We start from the raw sequence: 20,319 nt of genomic DNA on the forward strand, positions 1-20,319 counted from the left end.
GACCGGAAGAAGACCGGCAGCGATATGATCTCGCCCGCAACCCGACGGCTGCGGTCGCGCTCGGTTTTCCGTTGTATACATTGGTTCGGTCGAGAAACAAACGGACTTGTCCTGCCAGCATTAGGCAGCGGCTGTTTCTTGGTGAGCTTCCCAGGGAATCCGTGCTGGAAACGGAACATGGGTTTTTGGTTACGTCTCCTCTGCTGACGGCATTCATCATGTCGCGGCATCTGACGGATCTCCAACTTCTTTTGGTATTGGCGGAGATGTGCGGCTTGTTTGCGGTTTGTGCCTTGCCGGCAGCACTCGAGGCGGAGCTTTCGCGTGCAATTGAGTCAGGCGCGATTCCGGCAACCTTTGGTTGGGCACGTTGCCCGTCCGAGGACGGTGCCGCCTCAAATTTGTGGCGGCGCGACGCTTTGGTTTTGGACGGAGATCTTGACCGTTTTTGTTCAGATGTTTGCGGGATGCGTTACGGCAATAGATTTATAGCGGTATCGCAACTCGTTCCATTGGGTGCCGCGTCGCCTTTTGAGGTCGAGGCGTATTTGCTACTTGCACTGCCGCGATCCCTGGGAGGCGAAGGTTTTTGCGGCATAGAGCTTAATGTTGAAGTGATGCTAAGCACGAGTGCTCGAGCGATTGTGGGAAAGTCCCGTGTATATATCGACCTACTTCTTTCTTCGCCGGACGGCAGGCGACAGGTGGCCATTGAATGTCAGGGAAAGGCCTCGCACGGACGCACAGGGGATGGCTTGCGTGACGCTGACCGCATGACGGCCCTTCAGGCCATGGGCTACGATGTACTTCTCCTGACGCACAGACAGATATCCGATGAGGGTAGATTCCACGCGATCGTTAAGGCCGTATGCAGGATGCTCGATGCTGAATATCGTGATAAAAGCTCAGATGAGCAAAGGGCTGAGACATTACTCCGGTCTGAACTATTCGTTGACTGGACAAAATTGGGAGTAATTGACGGAAAGATGCCCGTTAGACACAAAACAGCTCGATCGTGGACGGCTGCGGTTCTAAGTGAGTAGGCTTTTGGCACTTTGGTGACCAGGCCGTTTTGTAACAAGGCATTTACCTGCGGCTTTATAAAGTGATATGGATGGCCTGCTCGGCAAGTTCAAAAAAGTCTACTCACTTAGTTTTGACGAGAAGCCGATGCCGAAGGCGGTCCTATTTCAGGGCGTTAACAAGTTCGTGAGGCACGAAAAAGGCCCGAACCATGCAGTCCGGGCCTTATGAAGCTAGAGATTATCTCTCAGGCGGTTGGCTTAGCCAAAGTAACGCTTGAGCAGGCCGGCGAAAGCCTTGCCGTGGCGAGCCTCATCGCGAGCCATCTCGTGCACGGTGTCGTGGATGGCATCGAGGCCAGCGGCCTTGGCGCGCTTGGCAAGATCGGTCTTGCCGGCGGTGGCGCCGTTCTCGGCCTCAACGCGCATTTCGAGGTTCTTCTTGGTGGAGTCGGTCACGACCTCGCCCAGGAGCTCAGCGAACTTGGCGGCGTGCTCGGCCTCCTCGTGGGCAGCCTTCTCCCAGTACAGGCCGATCTCGGGATAGCCCTCGCGATGAGCGACGCGAGCCATGGCCAGGTACATACCGACCTCAGAGCACTCGCCCTCAAAGTTGGCGCGCAGATCGGCAACGATGTCCTCGGAGACGCCCTCCATCTTGGCGACGCCCACGACGTGCTCGGCAGCCCACTCGAGCTGGCCCTCCTCCTGCTTCAGGAAGCGAGAGCCGGGAACGCCGCACTGGGGGCACTTGAAATCCTCGGGCAGCTGGTCGCCGTCGAACTCTTCCACATAACCGCAAACGGGGCAAACAAACTTCATGATTCGATCCTTTCGATCGATGGCGATGGTGCGCTCGTCCGGTCCCGTAAGGGCCCTCTCCGGACGTGCGTCTTGACGAGTTCTATTATCCATAAATGAGACCGAATGTGAAGCCTATTAGGAATGATTTTTAATAAAACAATTTTGGGCATGTGTAGATGTTGATTGATTAACGATTGCTAGACCTCGTGCGACCTCCGATGAGTACAATCGGTCGAGCAAATGTTGACCTATCAACAAATGAAGGAGTTTCCTTTATGCATCTAGCCCGTCGTGCCTGGTGCCGAACATATCAGACGGTTTTTCGCATCGCATTGCCGATCCTGCCCTATACCGAGCCGCGCATTTTGGAGCATGCCGAGGACGTGCCCGCGGTGCTTCAAAAGCGCTCGATACAGCGGGTTCTTATCGTGACGGATCCCGGCATTGCCCGTCTGGGGCTCACGGCGCCGCTCGAGACGGCGCTCGCGTTCAAGGGAATTGGCGTTACGGTCTATGCCGAAACGCGTGCGAACCCCACGGTCTCAAACGTGGAGGAAGCGGCGTCCCTGTATCGGGAGAACGCCTGTCAGGCCATTATCGGCTTTGGCGGCGGCTCGGCCATGGACTGTGCCAAGGGCGTGGGCGCACGCATCGCACAGCCAAACAAGCCCATCAACAAGATGCGCGGCCTGCTGCGCGTTCATCGTCGCCTGCCGCTGCTCATCGCCGTTCCCACCACGGCAGGTACGGGTAGCGAGGTCACGCTCGCAGCGGTCATTACCGATGACGAGACGCACTACAAGTACCCCATTAACGACTTTGTGCTGATCCCGCGCTTTGCGGTACACGACCCCGAGTTTACACGTGGCCTGCCCGCCTCCATTACGGGGCAGACGGGTATGGATGCCCTGACGCATGCCGTCGAGGCCTTTATCGGGCGCAGCACCACGCCCTACACGCGCAAGATGGCGCGCCAGGCGGTGCAGCTCATCCACGACAATTTGCTCGAGGCCTATGAGTATGGCGACGACATACGTGCGCGTCGCAATATGCTTTCGGCGGCGTATAAGGCGGGCGTTGCGTTTACCCGCTCCTATGTGGGATACGTTCACGCCATCGCGCACAGTCTGGGCGGCCGATACGGAATTCCGCACGGTTTGGCCAACGCGATCATCCTGCCGCACATGCTTCGCGCTTATGGTGACGCCGCCGCCCCCATGCTTGCCGATCTTGCTCGCATGGCAGGCATTGCGCCGGCTAACGCGCAGGACAGTCTTGCGGCCGAGGCATTTATCGATTGGGTCGATCGCATGAACGTTGCCCTGGGTATCCCCAAATATGTGACAGGCATTCGCCGCTCCGACATTCCCGAAATGGCGGCACATGCCGACGCCGAGGCCAATCCGCTATACCCCGTTCCGCTTTTAATGGACCGTCTGGAGCTCGAGCATATGTACGAGGTCGTTGCGGGTGGTATGTTTGAAGACGAGAATTAGGAGGGTCCATGAACACCGAGGAAATTGCGCGCATCGTTGCCGATCAGCGCGCCTATTTTAAGACGCACGCCACGTTTGATGTCGACGCTCGCCGCCGTGCGCTCGTGCGCCTGCGTGATGCGGTTCGTGCGCACGAGGCCGATATCGCCCATGCGCTCAAGACCGATTTGGGAAAGTCGCATGACGAGGCCTATATGTGTGAGATCGGCACCTCGCTTTCCGAGATTCGACATCAGATTGCGCATGTGGCCCGATGGAGCCGTGCCCACTTGCGCCCGTGCGACCTCGCCAATGCTATTAGTGTGTGCAAGACGCAGTCCGTGCCCTATGGCGTCACGCTCATTATGGCGCCCTGGAACTACCCGTTTTTGCTAACGCTCGAGCCGCTTGCCGGCGCCCTTGCCGCGGGCAATACCGTGGTCATCAAGCCGAGCGCTTATGCTCCGGCATCGAGCGCGGTGCTCAGGCGAATCTGTGAAGAGGCATTTGATCCGCGTCTGGTAACGGTTGTCGAGGGCGGCCGCGCCGAAAACGAAGCGCTGCTCGACGAGTGCTGGGACAAGATCTTCTTTACCGGCAGCGTTCCGGTCGGCAAGCTCGTCATGGAGCGCGCGAGCAAAAACCTTACGCCCGTGACGCTTGAGCTGGGCGGAAAGAGCCCCTGCATCGTGGATGCGACGGCAAACTTGAAGGTCGCAGCACGCCGCATCGCCTTTGGTAAATGGCTCAACGTGGGGCAGACCTGCGTGGCGCCCGACTATCTGTTGGTCGATGCGCGCGTGCACGACGAGCTGTTGGGCCTCATCAAGGAGGAGGTCCGCCGCATGTTTGGCGAGCATCCGCTCGACAACGAGGATTACGGCCACATCGTCAACGCCAAGCATTTTGCGCGCGTGCGCGGGCTGATCGATCCCGACAAGGTTGTGCTGGGAGGCACGGCGCGCGAGTCGTCGCTCAAGATTGAGCCGACGATCCTAGACGGCGTGGCGCCTGGGGACGCCGTAATGCAGGAGGAGATTTTCGGCCCCATCTTGCCGGTGCTGACGTTTGAGAGCCTAGACGAGGCCGAGACATTTATTACGGATCGCCCGACACCGCTGGCCTTATATATCTTTAGCCAGGACCGCGCAGTTCAGGAGCGCTTTGTGCGCTATGTGCCCTTTGGCGGCGGCTGCGTCAACGACACGATCATGCATCTGGCTACGAGCCATATGGGCTTTGGCGGCATGGGCGCGAGCGGTATGGGGCAGTACCATGGCCGCGAGAGTTTCGATACGTTTAGCCACAAGAAGAGCATCGTGAACAAGGCAACCTGGCTGGACGTGCCATTCCGCTATGCCCCTTATGCAAGCTGGAAGCACAAGTTCGTGCGTATGTTTGTGCATTAGAAAAGATCGCGGGTAATACGAACAAGTGTTCCTATTACCCGCATTTTGCGTTAGACTACTGCTATGGAGCACGGATGGGCCAACTCCCTTTAGAAGGGATTTGGTATGAACGTAAGCGATGTTATTTCGTTATTGGCGTTGTTGATCGCGGCTATCGAACTCGGCCTGTTTATCGGCCGAATGAAATAGCCGCCCCCGCGTAAGCGAAGACGGCCACTTCTCACGATGAAAACGTGTATCGGAGTTGGCAAGACCCGCTGCCACGGGTGCCATCCGTGTTCCTATCTTATCTGCAAGCGTCCCGTCGCGCAAGCGTTGCGGCAAGCGATTGAAAGACGCAGACAGGATGAATTTGTGTCCGCACGGGCCCGTAGACTTCTCAATAAGGTTAAACGCCGGGTATTCCGGCCGGTAGAGGAGCTGCCATGTACGAGCCTTCACGTGTTCTTTTGTCGTTTCATATTGCAGGATTTCAGTATGCCGATGGCGCCTTGGTCTTGGGCGATCTTAAAGCGGGCGATAAGCTGACGCTGTGTGCCGAGCGCGATAATCCCCATGATCCCGAGGCGGTTGCGATCTACTACGGCAACACCAAGCTCGGCTATGTTCCGGGAAACGAGGCCGGCCCGCTGTCCTTGATGATGTATTACGGCCATGGGTACGTATTTGAAGCCCGTGTGCAGCAGGTTGCTCCCGAGCGCAGCCCGTGGCATCAGGTGCGCGTTGGCCTCTATGTGGTGGATGCCCGCTAATCGGTGAGGGGGGCTGCCATGTTTGATGACGATGATCTGTTTAATCTGACAGATGATCCGTTTGAGTGGGATCTGCTGCTCGATGACGATGAGCTGGTGCGGGACCGTAAAAAGCGGCAGGACAAGAACGCCCAGGGTGACGCGTCGAAAAAGAAAGACAAACGCCGCCGAGGTCCGTTCGGTGGGCTCTTTGGCTAACCGACGCGCCAAAGCGTCTGTATACTAGGCACGTGTTAGACACGTTGCGAAATGAGGATACAGACGATGATGTGGTTTACCGCCGACCTGCACCTGGGCGATACGAATATCTTGCACGATATGGATCGGCCGTTTGATTCGGTCGAGGAGATGAACCGCAAGGTCATCGATGCCATCAATGAGTGCGTGGCGACGGACGACCGCCTCTATATTCTGGGTGACTTTACCTATCGTTTGCCCCTGGCGGAGGCGGTTCGCCTGCGCGAGCGCATCGAATGCCAGAATGTAACGCTCATCCGTGGTAACCATGACGGCGATTGGGAAGATCCGGACGCGCCGCACATTTGGGATGAGGTGCGCGATTACCTGGAGGTTGCCCCGGGCTATGCCAAGGGCCATCGTCTAGTTATGAGCCACTACCCCATGCTCAGCTGGAATGGCAAGGCGCGTGGCGCCATCATGCTGCACGGGCATATCCACAGCAGGGGAGACCGCGCCAACGCGCGCAACCGCGATCGCGAACGTCCCATTTACCGCTACGATGTGGGCCTCGACGCCAACAACTACAAGCCCGTAAGCCGAGACCAGATCCTGAATTTCTTTGGCCTGTAGCTCGCAAACCGCCACAAAGGGGACAGTCGCCTTTGTGGTGGTTCTGGCGCCGTTGCCATTATGGCGGCGGCGTCTTTTTTGTCCGTGCGGCGCGGTAGAGTGTAGGCGGTTGAAATTTGCGTCCATCGAGGAGCTGCCATGAACGAGATCAAGTGCCCGCATTGCGGCGAAGTTTTTAAGGTCGATGCGTCCGGTTATGCGGATATCGTCAAGCAGGTGCGCGATGCCGAGTTCTCGCGCGACCTGGATGAGCGCGTGAAGGCGGTCCAGCGCGAGGGCGAGCAGGCACTGGAGCTTGAGCGCTCGCGCTCGACGGCTGCTTTGCAAAAGGCAGAGTCTCAGCGCGACGCTCAGCTTGTCGAGCAGAAGAATGCTGCAGCTCAGCAGCTGGCGCAAGAGGTTGCCAAGCGCGACGCTGAGCTTGCCGAGCTGCGCGCCAAGCTCGAAGGCGCTGCCGCAGAGCGCGAGAGTGCAAGTCAGCGCGCGGCGGTTGAGGCCCGCGCCGATGCTCAAAAGGAGAATGCCGAACTGCAGCGCGAGATCGACAACCTGCGTGCGCAGTTGGGGCGCAAAGATGATGAAGCCAAGCTTGCCGAGGCAGCGGCACGCAATGCTGCTCAAAACGACCTGTCCGCACGTGATGCCCAGATTGCCGAGCTGCAAGCCAGGCTCGCCGCGGCGGACAAGGCCCAGGAGATGGCGCTTGCTGCTGCTGCGGCCGAATCGCAGCGTGAGCTCGAGGCCGCTCGCAGCGAGGCCGAACGTACGCTTGCTGACTATCGCGCGAAGGTTCAGGAGAAGTTTTCCGTCGCAAAGGCTCAGTCCGAGCAGGAGGCCGAGGGTCTGCGTGCTCAGCTGCGCGAACAGGAACTGACGGCCAAGATGAACCTATCGGAGGCGGTCGCCGCGGCGGAGCGTGAGCGTGACGAGGCCCGCGCCAAGCTCACGAGTGAGCTGGCGGTGCGCGATTCACGCGAGGAGCAGGCCAAGGCGGCACACGAGCTCGAACTTGCGCAGACCAAGCGCGCGAACGAGGAACTGATTCGCTACAAGGATGAAGAGATTGAGCGCCTTAAGGACATGAAGGTCCGCCTGTCCACCAAGATGGTGGGCGAGTCGCTCGAGCAGCACTGCGAGACCGAGTTTAATCGTCTGCGCATGACGGCGTTTCCCAACGCGTACTTCGAGAAAGATAACGATGCGTCCGAGGGCACCAAGGGCGACTTTATCTTCCGCGAGTGCGACGCGAGCGGCAACGAGATCATTTCGATCATGTTCGAGATGAAAAACGAGAACGACGAGACCGCGACCAAACACAAGAACGAGGATTTCTTTAAGAAACTCGATCACGATCGCCGCCAGAAAGGCTGCGAGTATGCGGTGCTCTGCACCCTGCTGGAGCCCGAGAGTGACCTCTATAACGCGGGTATCGTCGACGTGAGTTACCGCTATGAGAAGATGTACGTGATCCGCCCGCAGTTCTTCATCCCCATGATTACGCTCCTTCGCAACGCCGCTATGGGTTCGCTTCGCTATAAGCAGGAACTGGCGGAGTACAAACAGCAGAATATCGATGTCACGAACTTCGAAGCCAAGATGGAGAAGTTCAAGGATGGCTTCTCGCGCAACTACAACCTGGCGAGCAAGCAATTCGAGTCGGCAATCAAGGAGATCGATGCCGCCATTAAGCAGCTCGAGAAGACCAAGGACGACTTGCGCCGCAGCACCGAGAACCTACGCTTGGCCCACAACAAGGCCGATGAGCTTACCATTCGCAAGCTCACATGGGGCAACAAGACCATGAAGGCAGCGTTTGACGAGGCGCGCGAGGCTGCGCCAGAGACAAACGAGGAGCCAGCCGAGGCGGATTCGTATGAGGTCGAGGATGCCGAGTAAGGCATAGCGGATAGTGAAAAAGCGGGGCTGCTGGCGATGTTGCCAACAGCCCCGCTTCGTTTCGTCCCAATATGCTTGGCTAATCCTCGAGCAAATCCTCGATAAAACCGACGCGGTAGTTCTTGAAGATGACCTCGCCACCGTCTTGCGTGGCGTCCAGATCGACATCGCCCATGATGCCAAAGTCGTGGTCGCCGTCCTCGTCGGCAAAAATCTGGTGCACGTGCCACACGTGGAGCGCCTTCTCGTCGGACTCGTCGATCGAGAACATAGCAGAGGAGCGCGCGTCGCCGTCGGTGAGAATCTCCTCGTGCTGCTCGTGGTAAGCGTCGAGTGCTTTTTGCCAGCGGATCTCGCTCATGCCCCAGTCGTCGTCGAGTTCGCCCAGGTCGCGCACATGCTCGCGGGCGGCAAGAGTCACGCGGCGGAAGAGCGCGTTGCGCACCAACAGCGTGCAGCCGCGACGGTCCGCCACGACCTCGTCGATGCCCTGCGGCGGCGTGGCGTCGAGGGCTGCCGGGTTGCCAGCGTTCTCCCACTCGTCTACCAAGCTCGAGTCGACCGAGCGCACCACAAAGCCCAGCCACGAGATAATGTCGCGCAGGCGCTCGTCGCGCTTCTCGATGGGTACGGTGCGGTCGAGCGAACGGTAAGCCTCTGCCAGGTAGCGCAGCAAAATGCCCTCGGAGCGGGCGATGCCGAGCTTTTGAATGTAGCCCTTAAAATCGCTCGCGCTCTCCAGCATATCGCGCAGAACGCTCTTGGGAGAGAGTTGGTAGTCGTTTGCCCAGGGTACTTCCTGGCAGTACTTGTCAAAGGCGGCGTCGAGCAGGTCCTCAAGCGGCTTTTCGTACGTGACGTCCTGAATACGCTCCAGGCGCTCCTCATACTCGATGCCGTCGGCCTTCATCTCGGCCATAGCGCGATCGCGCGCGGCACGCTCCTGTGCGCGCAGCACCTGTTTGGGGTCCTCGAGCGTGGCCTCGACCATCGAGATCAGATCCATGGTATAGGTCTCGCTCTCGGGATCGAGCAGCTCCAGCGCGGCAAGCAAAAACGGTGAGAGCGGCTGGTCGAGCGCAAAGTCCTCGGGCAGGTCGACCGTCAGCGCGTAGTCGATGTCCGGCGCGGCATCAGCCGGAGCGTCGGGTGCGGGCGGTACCTCGGTGCGCACGACGACGCCGGAGTCGATGAGCGTGGCGAAGATTTCGTCGGCGCGAACCTCGAGCTTAGCCTTTTCTTCGGGAGTCTGCAGGCTCGTCTCGATGAGGTCGTGTACGCGGGCGCGGGCGTCGCCGCCCTGCTCGACCACGCTAATCACCATGGAGTGTGTGATGCGAAGGCGCGGCTTGAGCGTTTCGGGCTGCGTCTCGATCAGGCGCTCAAAGGTCTGCTTGTTCCAGGTGACAAAGCCCTCGGGGGCCTTCTTCTTTTTAATCTTGCGGAGCTTCTTGGGGTCGTCGCCCGCCTTGGCCATGAGCTTGGCGTTCTCGATCTCGTGCTCGGGTGCCTCGGCAATCACCATGCCCTCGGTATCGAAGCCCGAGCGGCCGGCGCGACCGGCAATCTGATGAAACTCGCGGGCGCGCAGACGACGCATCTTGTAGCCGTCGAACTTGGTGAGCGCGGTGAGCACCACGGTATGGATGGGCACGTTGATACCGACGCCGAGCGTATCGGTGCCGCAGATGACGGGCAACAGGCCCTGTTGTGCCAAGCGCTCGACCAGCAGACGATAGCGCGGCAACATGCCAGCATGGTGCACGCCGACGCCGCATCCGAGCAAGCGCTTAAGAATCTTGCCAAAGGCCGTCGAGAAGCTCGTGCCCTTGGCCGCCTCCTTGATGGCCCCACGCTGCTCCTTGCTGGCAATACCAAAGTTGGCGAGGGATTGCGCCGTCGCAAGTGCGGCGTCCTGGCTAAAGTGCACGATGTAGAGCGGGGCCTCGCCGCGGCGCATTGCGAGCTCGACCGTGCCCTCGAGGGAGGTCGTCACGTAGTCGTAGCTCAGCGGCACGGGGCGTGGGGCATCGACGACCAGATCGCACGCGGCGCCGGTGTGCTCCTCGAGTGAGGCGGCGATCGCGGTGACATCGCCGAGCGTGGCGCTCATGAGCATGAATTGTGTGTGAGGCAGGGTGAGCAGCGGTACCTGCCAGGCCCAACCGCGATCGGGGTCGGCAAAGTAGTGGAACTCGTCCATGGCGACGCAGCCCACATCGGCATCTTCGCCCTCGCGCAGTGCGTCGTTAGCAAGGATCTCTGCCGTGCAGCAGATGACGGGCGCTTTAGTATTGATATGCGTGTCGCCGGTGATCATACCGACGTTATCGCGGCCGAGCACCTGTACCAGGTCGAAGAACTTTTCGCTGACCAAGGCTTTGATGGGGGCCGTGTAATAGCAGCGCTTGCCCTGCGCCATGCCCATAAAGAGCATGCCCAGCGCGACGAGCGATTTGCCCGATCCGGTCGGTGTGCCCAAAATGACGTGATCGCCGGCAGCCAGGTCCATGAGGGCCTCTTCTTGGTGATCCCACAGCTCGATGCCGCGGTCGCTCGTCCATTCAAAGAAGCGTTCGAAGGCCTGATCGGCCGTGAGCCACGGTTCGGGCTCACTGCCGTCTTCGGGCTCCCACCAGGTGGGGGAGAGCGCGCCGAGCGAGCCGAACTCGGCCTCGGTTCCCGTGCCGCCCGAGAATGAGCTGGCGGCGCCGGCGCCCGAGACGGTGCTGGCGGCGGTATCTGTCGTGGTCTGTGCCATGTGTGGTTGCTTTCTCTCGCGATTGTCCGCCAACTATTATGGCGTAGCGGCGGCGCGGGGTGCCAGCGCGCGAGAAAATGCAGGAAATGGGCGTTCTGCCCAGCCGTTTGGTGCAGTAGCCAGCTAAGTGAGTAGACTTTTTGCGATATCGCGAGCACATGGCTTTTGCGCAAGGGCTCTACCTGCGGTTTTAGTTTTCGCTATGCGGGTTGTGCTTGGCTATTGCTAAATAGTCTACTCACTTAGGTTTGAGGACCGTTCGCTGGCGCTTATTTGCGCTTGTTTGCCGATGCCGCGACCATCAGAAGCCCCTAGGACTTCTGCGGTAAGCGCTTCTTGCCCTTGCGGGCGCGGTTTCTAAAGTTCTCGACGGCTTCTTCCATGCCCAGAGGCACATAGGTGAGCTCATCGAGGTTATCGGGCAGGTAGCAGGCAAGACTTTGCTCCTGCATGTGACCCGCCGTGAGCACATCGTCACTGGGATGTGCGCCGGGTGTGGCGCAAATGCCATAGACGACGGCACCCATCTCGCGCGTGCGGCGCTCGTATTCGGTCTCGGGGTGCTCGGGATGGTCGCGGCGGACGTCGTCGCTTACCCAAAGCGTGTCGTAGCCTGCCGCAGCAAACTGCCCCAAGGCGTAGTCGCGCAATGGCTTACTGTCGGTTCGCAGTGTGACGGTGGCACCGGCTGAAAAGAGCGGACGGTACAGCATTAGGTGGTCGACATGGACGAGTCGCTTTTTGGCGTACTTGGCCTTGGGCTGCGGCGTGGGAAAGTTGATGGTGATGGCATCGAGCTCGCCTGCGGCAAATAGCTGCGACAGCGATGCGGCACCTCGGGGCAGGACGAGTGCGTTGGACAGCCCCTGCTCGCAGATTTTCTGTGCGGCATAGGCGATGCAGATGGGCTCCTGGTCCATACCGATAAAGAGCGTGTCGGGCTCGTGGGCCGCGCGCTCTACAAGGTACGTTCCCTTGCCACAGCCAAGGTCCAGGTGAAGGTGTTCGAAAGGCTTGCTGCCTGCGGGCGCACAGGCCTTGCGCCAATCTCCGGCATAGGCCTCGGGGTTCGTCTCAATCGCATCGGCATAGCGCTCCAAGCGCTCCTCGAGCACAAAGTTCTTAGGGGTGCGAGCGTGGACGGCTCCCATGAGGCTCCTTGGTCATAAGTATGGAACGCATGGCTGCGCGTTCCGGCGATGGGTTAGAAGGGGGCGATTTGCCCGAACGCTGCGGTGCGGCTCGGCGGCGAGTCGTCGGTGCCTACAGACGCTTGAGAATCACATAGCGGTTGAGCTCGCCGCTGCGACCGTCGGCGTGGAAACGCTCGAGCTCGCGTACGGGAACCTCGCCGCTCTTGTAGAACGTACGGACGCCGCGCACCAAGTCGGTGATCTGCTGATCGTCAAAGTGATGGCAATAGCGGTAGGCGTGGCGGTCGTTTTGCCAGCCAATGAGGTGGTCGCCGGCTTCAAACTGCGCGGAATCGTAACCCTCAAACGGCGGGGTGAGCTCGGCGCGGGCTTCGGCTCGAACGGCCTTGCGCGCCATGCGCTCGTCATTCATAAACTCCCAAAAGCTGATGGCGATGATGCCGCCCGGGTGCGTCTGGCGCACCAGGGCGTCGAGCACGCGTACGCGGTACTCGCATGACGGCACGTGGTGCATAAAGCCAAAGCAGACCGAGATGTCGGCGAGCGGGGCGTCGAAAAGCACGTCGGGTGTCTCGGCGGGGTTGAGCTTCATGAGGGCGTCGAGCACGTCGAGTTCCTGGAAGTGCAGGTTGGGAATGCGCAGGGCGTGGCCGTGGGCGTCTATTGCCAGATCTTGGCACGAGTCGACACCATAGAACTCAAACGGGCAGCTGGCATCTGCCGAGGGGTTTGCGCCGTCGACGCCCTTGGCGGCAAGTGCCCCGCCGGCGGCAAAGTTCTCGAATCGCATATTGCCGCAGGCAAGGTCGAAGACGCGGACGGGATGCTCGATCGTGGCCACATCGAGCTGATCAAGCGCGATGTCCATGGTGCGCACCCAGCCGGGCCACGGGGCCTGGCGCGTATCGGAAAAGGAAGCGGAGTGCTCGCGATAGAACGTATTGTTGAGCTGGATGAGCGATGATGCGAAATCGCGGTTCACGGCGCGGAACTCCCTCCGTTGGCGGTGCGGAATAAACAGTACGACCATACTACCGTTAACGCCGCAACGGGGACAACCGAGCTGCGGGTCATTGCTTTGTTTGGACACATTTCCGCAGCTCATATGCGCCCGCAACCTCCGGCTGTCAAAAATCTCACTAGAATAGGTGGCATGCTTTTGGCGGTGGCGGATAGATTTTTAACTGTGCAAGGCGCCTTAAGAACAAAAACGGTCCGGCGGCACGGCTGGCATCGCATAGGAGGAACCATGAATGTAGAAACTGCTCAGCGGCTCGCCGACCTTCGCCGCAGCAAGGGCTTTAGCCAAGAAGGATTGGCGCGAAAGCTGGGACTGTCGCGCCAGGCGGTCAGTAAATGGGAGCGCGCGGAGAGCTCGCCTGATACCGAGAACCTGATCTCGCTTGCCAAGCTCTATGGTGTGAGTCTGGACGAGCTACTCAATCCGAGCGACGAGATCGAGGACGATATCGAGTTTGAGAACGAGGACCGTGCTCGCCAGCGCGAGGCCGAGGCGGCCGAGCGCGCCCGTACCCACGAGGCGGCAGCGCGCGCTACCGAGGCGGCAACACAGGCGAGTGATGCTGCGGCCAAGGCGGCGCAAGCTGCAAGTTGGAGCGCACAGGCGGCTAACGCCGCGACGGCGCAAGCGACGAGCGCTGGCGCGGTCAATCCGACTCCAGTGAAAGGTCCGTTCCAGTCGTTTCCGTATTGGGCCGTGTGCTGGCTGCTGTTCTTTTTACTGATGTTCCTGTTTGGTGGTGCCCCCTTTGCCGCACTGATCTTCTTTACGATCCCCATCTATCACTGGGTGGCGCGTGCGCTCGACGGCGATTGGGCGCGCGGGAATATTCAGGTTGGTCCGGCGCCGGTGGCATCCAGGGCTCAGGATGATTCCCCTGCGGTTGATACCGACGTGGCTACCGCGACCCCCGTTGATCCGAGCGCCAAAGAAGGTGATGAATAATGAAACTCTCGCATGAATCGAAGGTGCGTCTGGGCGTTGGCATCGGAGCGTTTGTGCTTATTGTTGGGCTTGTCTTTGGCGCTTCGCGGACATGGATTCATTTTGATGGTCCGTGGGATCTCGGCACTATTGCATCCGGCTTGTCCGGTAGGGACGATGCGGTTGACGCCGATGTTTTGAACGATGGCGGTAAGTATTCCGCTCAGCCTCAGCAGCTTTCGAGCACGACTTTTGATGCCGATGAGTTCCGCTACCTCGATTTCGATATCAATGCGGCTTCGGTGGACGTCAAGGTTGTTGATGGCAACAAGGCTCGCGTTATCGAGCGGGGGCGCGTTGCCGAGGGTATGGATGCCTCCAAGGCCGCGACGCAAAACATCGCATCCGTCGAGGACTCGACGCTCAAGGTTTCCCAGTTTGGAAGTGACGACGGTAAGGCAATCGATCGCTCAGTTACGGTCGAGCTGCCGCGCCGTGTTGCCGAACATCTGAAGGGAGTCAACGCGCACGTGGGCTCGGGCGATCTGCAGATTGCCGGTGTCATCTGTGATGGTTTCGATCTTTTCCTGGGTGCGGGAGATGTAGAGTTTACGGGCAGCGTGACTGATGCGCTCAGCGCTGAGGTCGGTTCGGGTGATGTGACGTTCGAGCTTTACCAGGCCCCCGCGAAGTCGATGGACGTGAGTGTGGGCTCGGGCGATGTGGAGATGACGGTTCCGAACTCTACGGGCTTTAAGGCGAGCCTCACCGTGGGCAGCGGTGACTTTGAGAGCGATTTCCTTCCGCTTGGCTACGATGGCGAGACCATATTGAATGCTGAATTCGACAACGGTGACAAGTCTGCAACGTATCGTTTTAAGGTCGGTTCGGGCGACATGTCGTTCGAATCGGTGTGACATGCGGTTTTCGGAGATCGGTGCATATAGGCATGCTCTTTGATGGAGGCGTCGGGGCCGTGACGGGTTCCGGCGCCTTTGCCTTTACAATGGGGGCATGGAACAGATTATTTTGAACATACTCGAGGCTCTGCGTCGCGGCGAGACCGTGGACGACAAGGCACTCGTCAAGCTGATACATGCCGAGGCGCGCCGTGAGGGCGCCGACAAACGCGATTTGGCCAAGCGCCGCCTGCTGCCGTTTTACCAGCGGGTGAAGCGCGAGGAGCCGGCTCGTTGGGCTGGATGGAATGTCGATGCCGATCTGGAACGCCAACTGCTGCAGGTGCTGCGTATGAAGCCGCGCCGAACGGCCTCGGGCGTGGCGACCATTACCGTCATCACCAAGCCCTGGCCATGCTCGGGCGATTGCTTGTTTTGCCCCAACGATCTGCGCATGCCCAAAAGCTACCTGCACGCCGAGCCGGCGTGCGCCCGTGCAGAGCAAAATTGCTTTGACCCGTACCTGCAGGTGAGCGCCCGTTTGACGGCGCTTTCGCAGATGGGGCATGCGACCGACAAGATCGAGCTCATCGTGCTCGGCGGTACCTGGAGCGACTATTCGCAAGGGTATCAGGCATGGTTTATGTCGGAGCTCTTCCGTGCGCTCAATGATGATGCGGTGGCGGGCGTGGCGGCAAACCCCATGTTGGCGCGTCCGGGCATCAGCCGTGCCGAGGCGGGGCGCCTGCTCGACGATGCGCCCGCCGATGCCCTGCCGCCGGTGGTGGCGGAGCGTCGCGAGCGCTATCGGGCCGCCGACATTGCGACCGATGAGGCCGAGCTCGCTGCCGGCGCTGCCGACGAACAGAGGCGTGTGGATGCCGCCGTGGGCGGTTATAACCGTGCGGTGCGTCGTCTGTACGGCCCTGGCACGCCGTGGGGTGAGGTCGCCGAGTGGCAGACGGCGACGATGGAAGAGCTTGAGCGGCAGCAGCGCATCAACGAGACGGCGAAGCATCGCGTGGTGGGACTCGTTATCGAGACGCGCCCCGATGCCGTAACGCCGCAGGCGCTCACGCTCATTCGTCGCCTGGGCTGCACCAAGATCCAGATGGGTATCCAGAGCCTCGACCAGCACCTGCTCGATATCAACGAGCGTCGCATTTCGGTGGCGCAGATCGAGCGGGCGTTTTCGCTTGCGCGCCTGTTTGGCTTTAAGATCCACGCGCATTTTATGCTTAACTTGCTGGGCGCCACGCCCGAGGGGGACAAGCGCGACTACGAACGCTTTATGACCGAAGGGGCCTTTATGCCCGACGAGGTCAAGGTCTACCCGTGCGCGCTCATCGAGGGCTCGCGTCTGGTGGGCTGCTATGAGCGTGGCGAGTGGCGCCCCTATACCGAGGAAGAGCTGCTTGATGTGTTGGCCGATGACATCGTGGTGACGCCGGCGTTCTGCCGCATCAGTCGCATGATCCGCGACTTTAGCTCCGACGACATCATGGTGGGCAACAAGAAGCCCAACCTGCGTCAGCTCGTCGAGAATCGCTTGGCGGCTCGTGGAGAAGGCGCAGTGGTGCGCGAGATTCGCTATCGCGAGATCAGTACCGCGGGTGCCGACTTGGATGAGCTTTCTCTTGATGAGGAAGTGGCGTACGAGACGCCGGTGACTTACGAGCGCTTTTTGCAGTGGGTGACGCCGCGGGGCAAGATCGCGGGCTTTTTGCGGTTGTCGCTGCCCGACCATTCGTTTGTTGCCGCGCATGCGGACGAGTTGCCGACGACGCCGGACGAGGCGATGATTCGCGAGGTGCACGTGTATGGCATGGCGGCACGCGTGGGCGACCAGGGCCAGGTGGCGCAGCATCACGGGTTGGGGCGTTTGCTCGTAGAGCGTGCGTGCGAGATTGCCCGGGATGCCGGCTATGCGCGCATCAACGTGATCAGCGCGATCGGTACGCGCGAGTACTATCGCCATCTTGGTTTTTATGACCATGGCCTTTATCTGCAAAAGGAGCTCTAGATGAACAAGCCGAGTGTTTCTGCCGGCGTCGTTGCCGGCGTTGCTCTGGGAGCCGCGGCGCTTGGTGCGGCCGCTGTCGCTGTTCGTGCTGCCTGTCTGCAGGTTGCGCGAACCCGCAATGGGTTGGCGCGCGTGAAGCGCATGTACGACGAGAGCGGTGACGAGGTCCGTGTGCTCGTGCAAGGCGGCGTCTACCAAAGTGCGAGTTACGTTGGCGAGCGCTGGGCGGAGCCCGTCTTTGCGTACTATCGCGCGTTTGACGACGTGTTTGAGGCCGAGGACGCGATGCGCGACGTTTATGGTCACGGTATCAGCCGCATGCTCATGCTGGGCGGCGGCGGGTTTGCCTATCCCAAGTTTGCGCTGATGTCGCACGAGGGCTTGCGCATGGACGTCATTGAGTACGATGCCGAGATTACGCGCCTGGCGCGCCGTTGGTTCTACCTGGATGAGCTGGAGCACGCGGTGAGCGATCGCCTGCGGGTGATTACCGCTGAGGCTCGCTCATATCTGGGTGTGACGAGCGTGGGTCATCGTCGCTACGACGTGGTCGTGAGCGATTGCTTTGGCGGTGCCGAGCCCGTACGCGAGCTGGCGACGGTTGAGGCGTTGCGTTTGGTGCGGGGTAGCTTGAACTCGGGCGGCATCTACGTGGCTAATATCGTGAGCTCGAACGAGGGGAGCGACGTGACGTTCCTGCGCGACTGCGCTGCCACGGCACTCGAGGTATTCGCCCACGCTTGGGTGGTCCCATGTGGCGATGCGGAGTTCGGCGGCGAGGAGAACTACCTGCTCATCGCCAGCGACGGCGACTACGCTTTTGCCGAAGCCGTGCCCTTCGACACCGACTTCCTCGGCACCGTCCTCCACGACAAGTAAGTCTCCCCGTCCCAAAAAGACTGGTTTTATGTGTGGTCGCGCCAGCTGCGGACACGCTGCTTCATGCCCTCTATGTCGAGCACGCCTTCGGCGAAGCCCTTGCGCACGAGCTCCTCGGGAACGTACTCGTCGTAGCGATCAAAATAAGGCACCTCGCCGGGATAGACGAGCTCGATGGGATTGAAGTCCTTCTCGGCCTCGGCGGCGAGCACCTCAAAGAACGTCTCCTCGTCGGCCTTCATCTTAAACTGCATAAAGTACGGGCGTGACGGGTCAAGTCCGCGAAGGCCCAGTTCCGCGGCACACTTAATTTTGAGCATGCGCTCGAGCGCCAAAAAGGCGTAGCTGCCCAGCCAGGGGAAAAGTGCCCAGGTATCGCCGCCCAGGTTGATGAGCGGCTTAGTTCCCGCACCCGAAATATCGGCCGTATGACGAGCCTGCGCCAAGCGGGCTCTCGCGTTGCCCATAAGGTACGGATATGTCGCGTGCTCGTTGAGCGCCTTGCGCATGCGCTCGAGTACGTGTGTATTGATGTCACCGGGGCAGTCGCCAAAGTAGGCCGGCACCCGGCCCTTGACCTGCGTGGCAAAGACGGTATGACGCTTCCAGTCCACTTCCTCGACAATCCAGCAGTGTCCGGCGATGGCGATGCGCTCACCGGGCGGTGGCGGATTGACGATCGTGCCCAACTCGGCCGACTCGCTGCGAACGGTGAACTCCTCGTTTTCCTGGAATACGGCGTAGAACTTAAAGTTGTTAATGATGCGCTCGCCCGCGAGACCCACGATGAGCCCGCCACCCTCGGTGACTTGGATATGGTCGATGGTAATGAGGTGACGCAGCAACACGCGATAGTCATCGGCCGAGATGCGATGGAAATAGCTGAGTGTGAGCACGCGCTGGGCAAGCTCTGCCGGCGTGAGTTCGCCGGTGCTGGCAAGCGTCGACATAGTCTGGTGATAGAGCAGACTGTAGGGGAGTCGATCGAGCTCGGGCGGCTCGACCCACTTTTCCTCGCTATAGAGTTGTACGAGTGCGATGCCCTGGAGGAGCTTCCAGGGAATGGTCTCGGGCATCATCGTGCGCGGCTCGGGTTCTTCCTCGCGCATGACGAACCACATCTCGGGCGGAAGATCGCGGCGTCCCGTGCGGCCCATACGCTGCAAAAAGGAGCTGACGGTAAACGGCGCATCGATCTGGAACGCGCGCTCCAGACGGCCGATATCGATGCCGAGTTCCAGCGTAGAGGTGGTGACGGTTGTCTGTGCCTGCTCCTCATCGCGCATGAGTTCCTCGGCCGTCTCGCGCAGCGATGCCGAAAGATTGCCATGGTGGATGAGGAAACGGTCGGGCTCGTGCCGGCTCTCGCAGTAGCTGCGCAGCATGGAGCACACGGCCTCTGCCTCCTCGCGCGAGTTGGCAAAGACCAGGCATTTGCGGCCGCGCGTATGCTCAAAGATATAACCCATGCCGGGGTCGGCGTTGTCGGGCGCCGTGTCGGTGGGGTTGAGAAGCGCCTGCTCGGTCGCACGTGGGATGTCGACTTCGCCCTCGGGGGCCGAGGAAGTGCGACGGTCTTTGGGAGCGGCCTTGCCCCGCGCCTGCTCACGACGTTGACGGTGTTCTTCCTGTGTAAGCTGTCCGCTGTGGCACATGTCTTGTCCGGATGCGGGCAGCGCCGCGGGCGCCGCCGTCTCAATACGCTCGCAAGCAAGCACCTCGGCTTCTTGTGGACCTGTGCCTACGAATCCTCGCTGCTGAGCCTGGGGGCCCGAGTTGTAGAAGTGCTCCATGGAGATGCGCCACACGCGGCGCGGTTCCTCAAAGCGGGGGATGATGCAACCGCGTCCCGTTCCCTGTGAGAGAAAGGCGCCCGTGCGCTCGGGGTCGCCGATGGTGGCAGAAAGGCCAATGCGGCGAGGCTGCACGCCGGCCATGCGCGAGAGTCGCTCGATAAGACAGAGCGTCTGACCGCCGCGGTCGCCGCGCATGAGCGAATGAACCTCGTCGATAACCACATAGCGCAGGTCGCAAAACATGCGCGGGATTGCCATGTGCTTATGGATCAGGAGCGCCTCGAGCGATTCGGGCGTAATCTGTAGGATACCGCTCGGCTTTTTGATGAGTTTGGCCTTGTGTGATTGTGAGACATCGCCATGCCAGTGCCAGACGGGGATATCGGCTTCTTCGCACAGGTCGTTGAGGCGGACGAATTGGTCGTTGATGAGCGCCTTGAGGGGGCCAATGTAGAGGGCGCCCACGCTTGCGGGCGGGTTCTCCCAAAACTCGGTCAGGATGGGAAAGAAGGCTGCCTCGGTTTTGCCGGAAGCCGTTGACGCCGTCAGGAGCACATTGTCCTGTGTGTTGAAGATGGCATCTGCCGCCGCAACCTGGATAGAGCGCAAGCTCTCCCAATCGTGGGAGTAGATGAAGCCTTGGATAAACGGGGCGTAGCGGTCAAAGGCGTTCACGGGGCCTCCTTTCAACAAC

16 protein-coding genes are annotated in these 20,319 nt (G+C 60.3%); 11 read left to right on the forward strand and 5 right to left on the reverse strand.

What is annotated here, in order from left to right; all coding sequences use genetic code 11:
• The first annotated feature begins 161 nt into the window (after positions 1–161).
• Entirely contained in the window at positions 162–1,043 is an 882-nt protein-coding gene (locus DWV20_RS04555) for a hypothetical protein (RefSeq protein ID WP_147346309.1), read from the forward strand.
• A 240-nt stretch (positions 1,044–1,283) separates the two neighbouring features.
• On the opposite strand, the gene DWV20_RS04560 is transcribed toward DWV20_RS04555, so the two are convergent.
• Positions 1,284–1,847, reverse strand: coding sequence for a ferritin family protein (locus DWV20_RS04560; RefSeq protein ID WP_070097113.1), 564 nt, complete (start codon positions 1,845–1,847; stop codon positions 1,284–1,286).
• Positions 1,848–2,101: 254 nt separating this feature from the next.
• On the opposite strand from DWV20_RS04560, the gene DWV20_RS04565 reads away from it, so the two are divergent.
• The 6 genes from DWV20_RS04565 to DWV20_RS04590 all read left to right on the forward strand — a co-directional run bounded on the left by DWV20_RS04565 (position 2,102) and on the right by DWV20_RS04590 (position 8,168).
• Positions 2,102–3,322 carry an iron-containing alcohol dehydrogenase gene (locus tag DWV20_RS04565; protein WP_118256476.1) on the forward strand — a complete coding sequence of 407 codons (1,221 nt, stop codon included), beginning with the start codon at positions 2,102–2,104 and terminating at the stop codon, positions 3,320–3,322.
• A gap of 8 nt (positions 3,323–3,330) precedes the next feature.
• Complete coding sequence (locus tag DWV20_RS04570) at positions 3,331–4,710, forward strand: aldehyde dehydrogenase (protein WP_118256477.1); 1,380 nt, start codon at positions 3,331–3,333, stop codon at positions 4,708–4,710.
• A gap of 425 nt (positions 4,711–5,135) precedes the next feature.
• Entirely contained in the window at positions 5,136–5,462 is a 327-nt protein-coding gene (locus DWV20_RS04575) for an HIRAN domain-containing protein (protein WP_118238333.1), read from the forward strand.
• 18 nt (positions 5,463–5,480) lie between these two features.
• Entirely contained in the window at positions 5,481–5,660 is a 180-nt protein-coding gene (locus tag DWV20_RS04580) for a hypothetical protein (RefSeq protein WP_117862410.1), read from the forward strand.
• Between the two features lie 66 nt (positions 5,661–5,726).
• Positions 5,727–6,272 (forward strand): metallophosphoesterase, encoded by a 546-nt coding sequence (locus DWV20_RS04585; protein ID WP_233539775.1) that lies wholly within the window; start codon positions 5,727–5,729, stop codon positions 6,270–6,272.
• 138 nt (positions 6,273–6,410) lie between these two features.
• Positions 6,411–8,168 carry a DUF2130 domain-containing protein gene (locus DWV20_RS04590; protein ID WP_118256479.1) on the forward strand — a complete coding sequence of 586 codons (1,758 nt, stop codon included), beginning with the start codon at positions 6,411–6,413 and terminating at the stop codon, positions 8,166–8,168.
• Between the two features lie 79 nt (positions 8,169–8,247).
• On the opposite strand, the gene DWV20_RS04595 is transcribed toward DWV20_RS04590, so the two are convergent.
• The 3 genes from DWV20_RS04595 to DWV20_RS04605 all read right to left on the reverse strand — a co-directional run bounded on the left by DWV20_RS04595 (position 8,248) and on the right by DWV20_RS04605 (position 13,065).
• Complete coding sequence (locus DWV20_RS04595) at positions 8,248–10,929, reverse strand: RNA helicase (RefSeq protein ID WP_117765956.1); 2,682 nt, start codon at positions 10,927–10,929, stop codon at positions 8,248–8,250.
• 311 nt (positions 10,930–11,240) lie between these two features.
• Complete coding sequence (locus DWV20_RS04600) at positions 11,241–12,080, reverse strand: tRNA (guanosine(46)-N(7))-methyltransferase TrmB (protein WP_118256480.1); 840 nt, start codon at positions 12,078–12,080, stop codon at positions 11,241–11,243.
• 112 nt (positions 12,081–12,192) lie between these two features.
• Positions 12,193–13,065, reverse strand: coding sequence for a hypothetical protein (locus DWV20_RS04605; protein WP_117765960.1), 873 nt, complete (start codon positions 13,063–13,065; stop codon positions 12,193–12,195).
• A 267-nt stretch (positions 13,066–13,332) separates the two neighbouring features.
• Here DWV20_RS04605 and DWV20_RS04610 point away from each other — a divergent pair, with 267 nt between their 5' ends.
• From DWV20_RS04610 to DWV20_RS04625, 4 genes are all read left to right on the forward strand, one after another.
• On the forward strand, positions 13,333–14,049 hold the full coding sequence (locus DWV20_RS04610) for a helix-turn-helix domain-containing protein (RefSeq protein ID WP_118226442.1): 717 nt from the start codon (positions 13,333–13,335) through the stop codon (positions 14,047–14,049).
• Entirely contained in the window at positions 14,049–14,945 is an 897-nt protein-coding gene (locus tag DWV20_RS04615; RefSeq protein WP_118256481.1) for a DUF4097 family beta strand repeat-containing protein, read from the forward strand. Before DWV20_RS04610 ends, DWV20_RS04615 begins: the two co-directional genes overlap by 1 nt.
• 97 nt (positions 14,946–15,042) lie before the next feature.
• Positions 15,043–16,950 carry an elongator complex protein 3 gene (locus DWV20_RS04620; RefSeq protein WP_118256482.1) on the forward strand — a complete coding sequence of 636 codons (1,908 nt, stop codon included), beginning with the start codon at positions 15,043–15,045 and terminating at the stop codon, positions 16,948–16,950.
• Positions 16,951–17,829 (forward strand): spermidine synthase, encoded by an 879-nt coding sequence (locus DWV20_RS04625; RefSeq protein WP_118256483.1) that lies wholly within the window; start codon positions 16,951–16,953, stop codon positions 17,827–17,829.
• Between the two features lie 26 nt (positions 17,830–17,855).
• Here the strand turns inward: DWV20_RS04625 and DWV20_RS04630 are convergent, their stop codons facing one another.
• A complete protein-coding gene (locus tag DWV20_RS04630; RefSeq protein ID WP_118256484.1) occupies positions 17,856–20,300 on the reverse strand; it encodes a DEAD/DEAH box helicase in 2,445 nt (814 codons plus the stop codon).
• Positions 20,301–20,319: the final 19 nt, after the last annotated feature.

Source organism: Collinsella sp. AF02-46-1 (assembly GCF_003465825.1).
Taxonomy (GTDB): domain Bacteria; phylum Actinomycetota; class Coriobacteriia; order Coriobacteriales; family Coriobacteriaceae; genus Collinsella.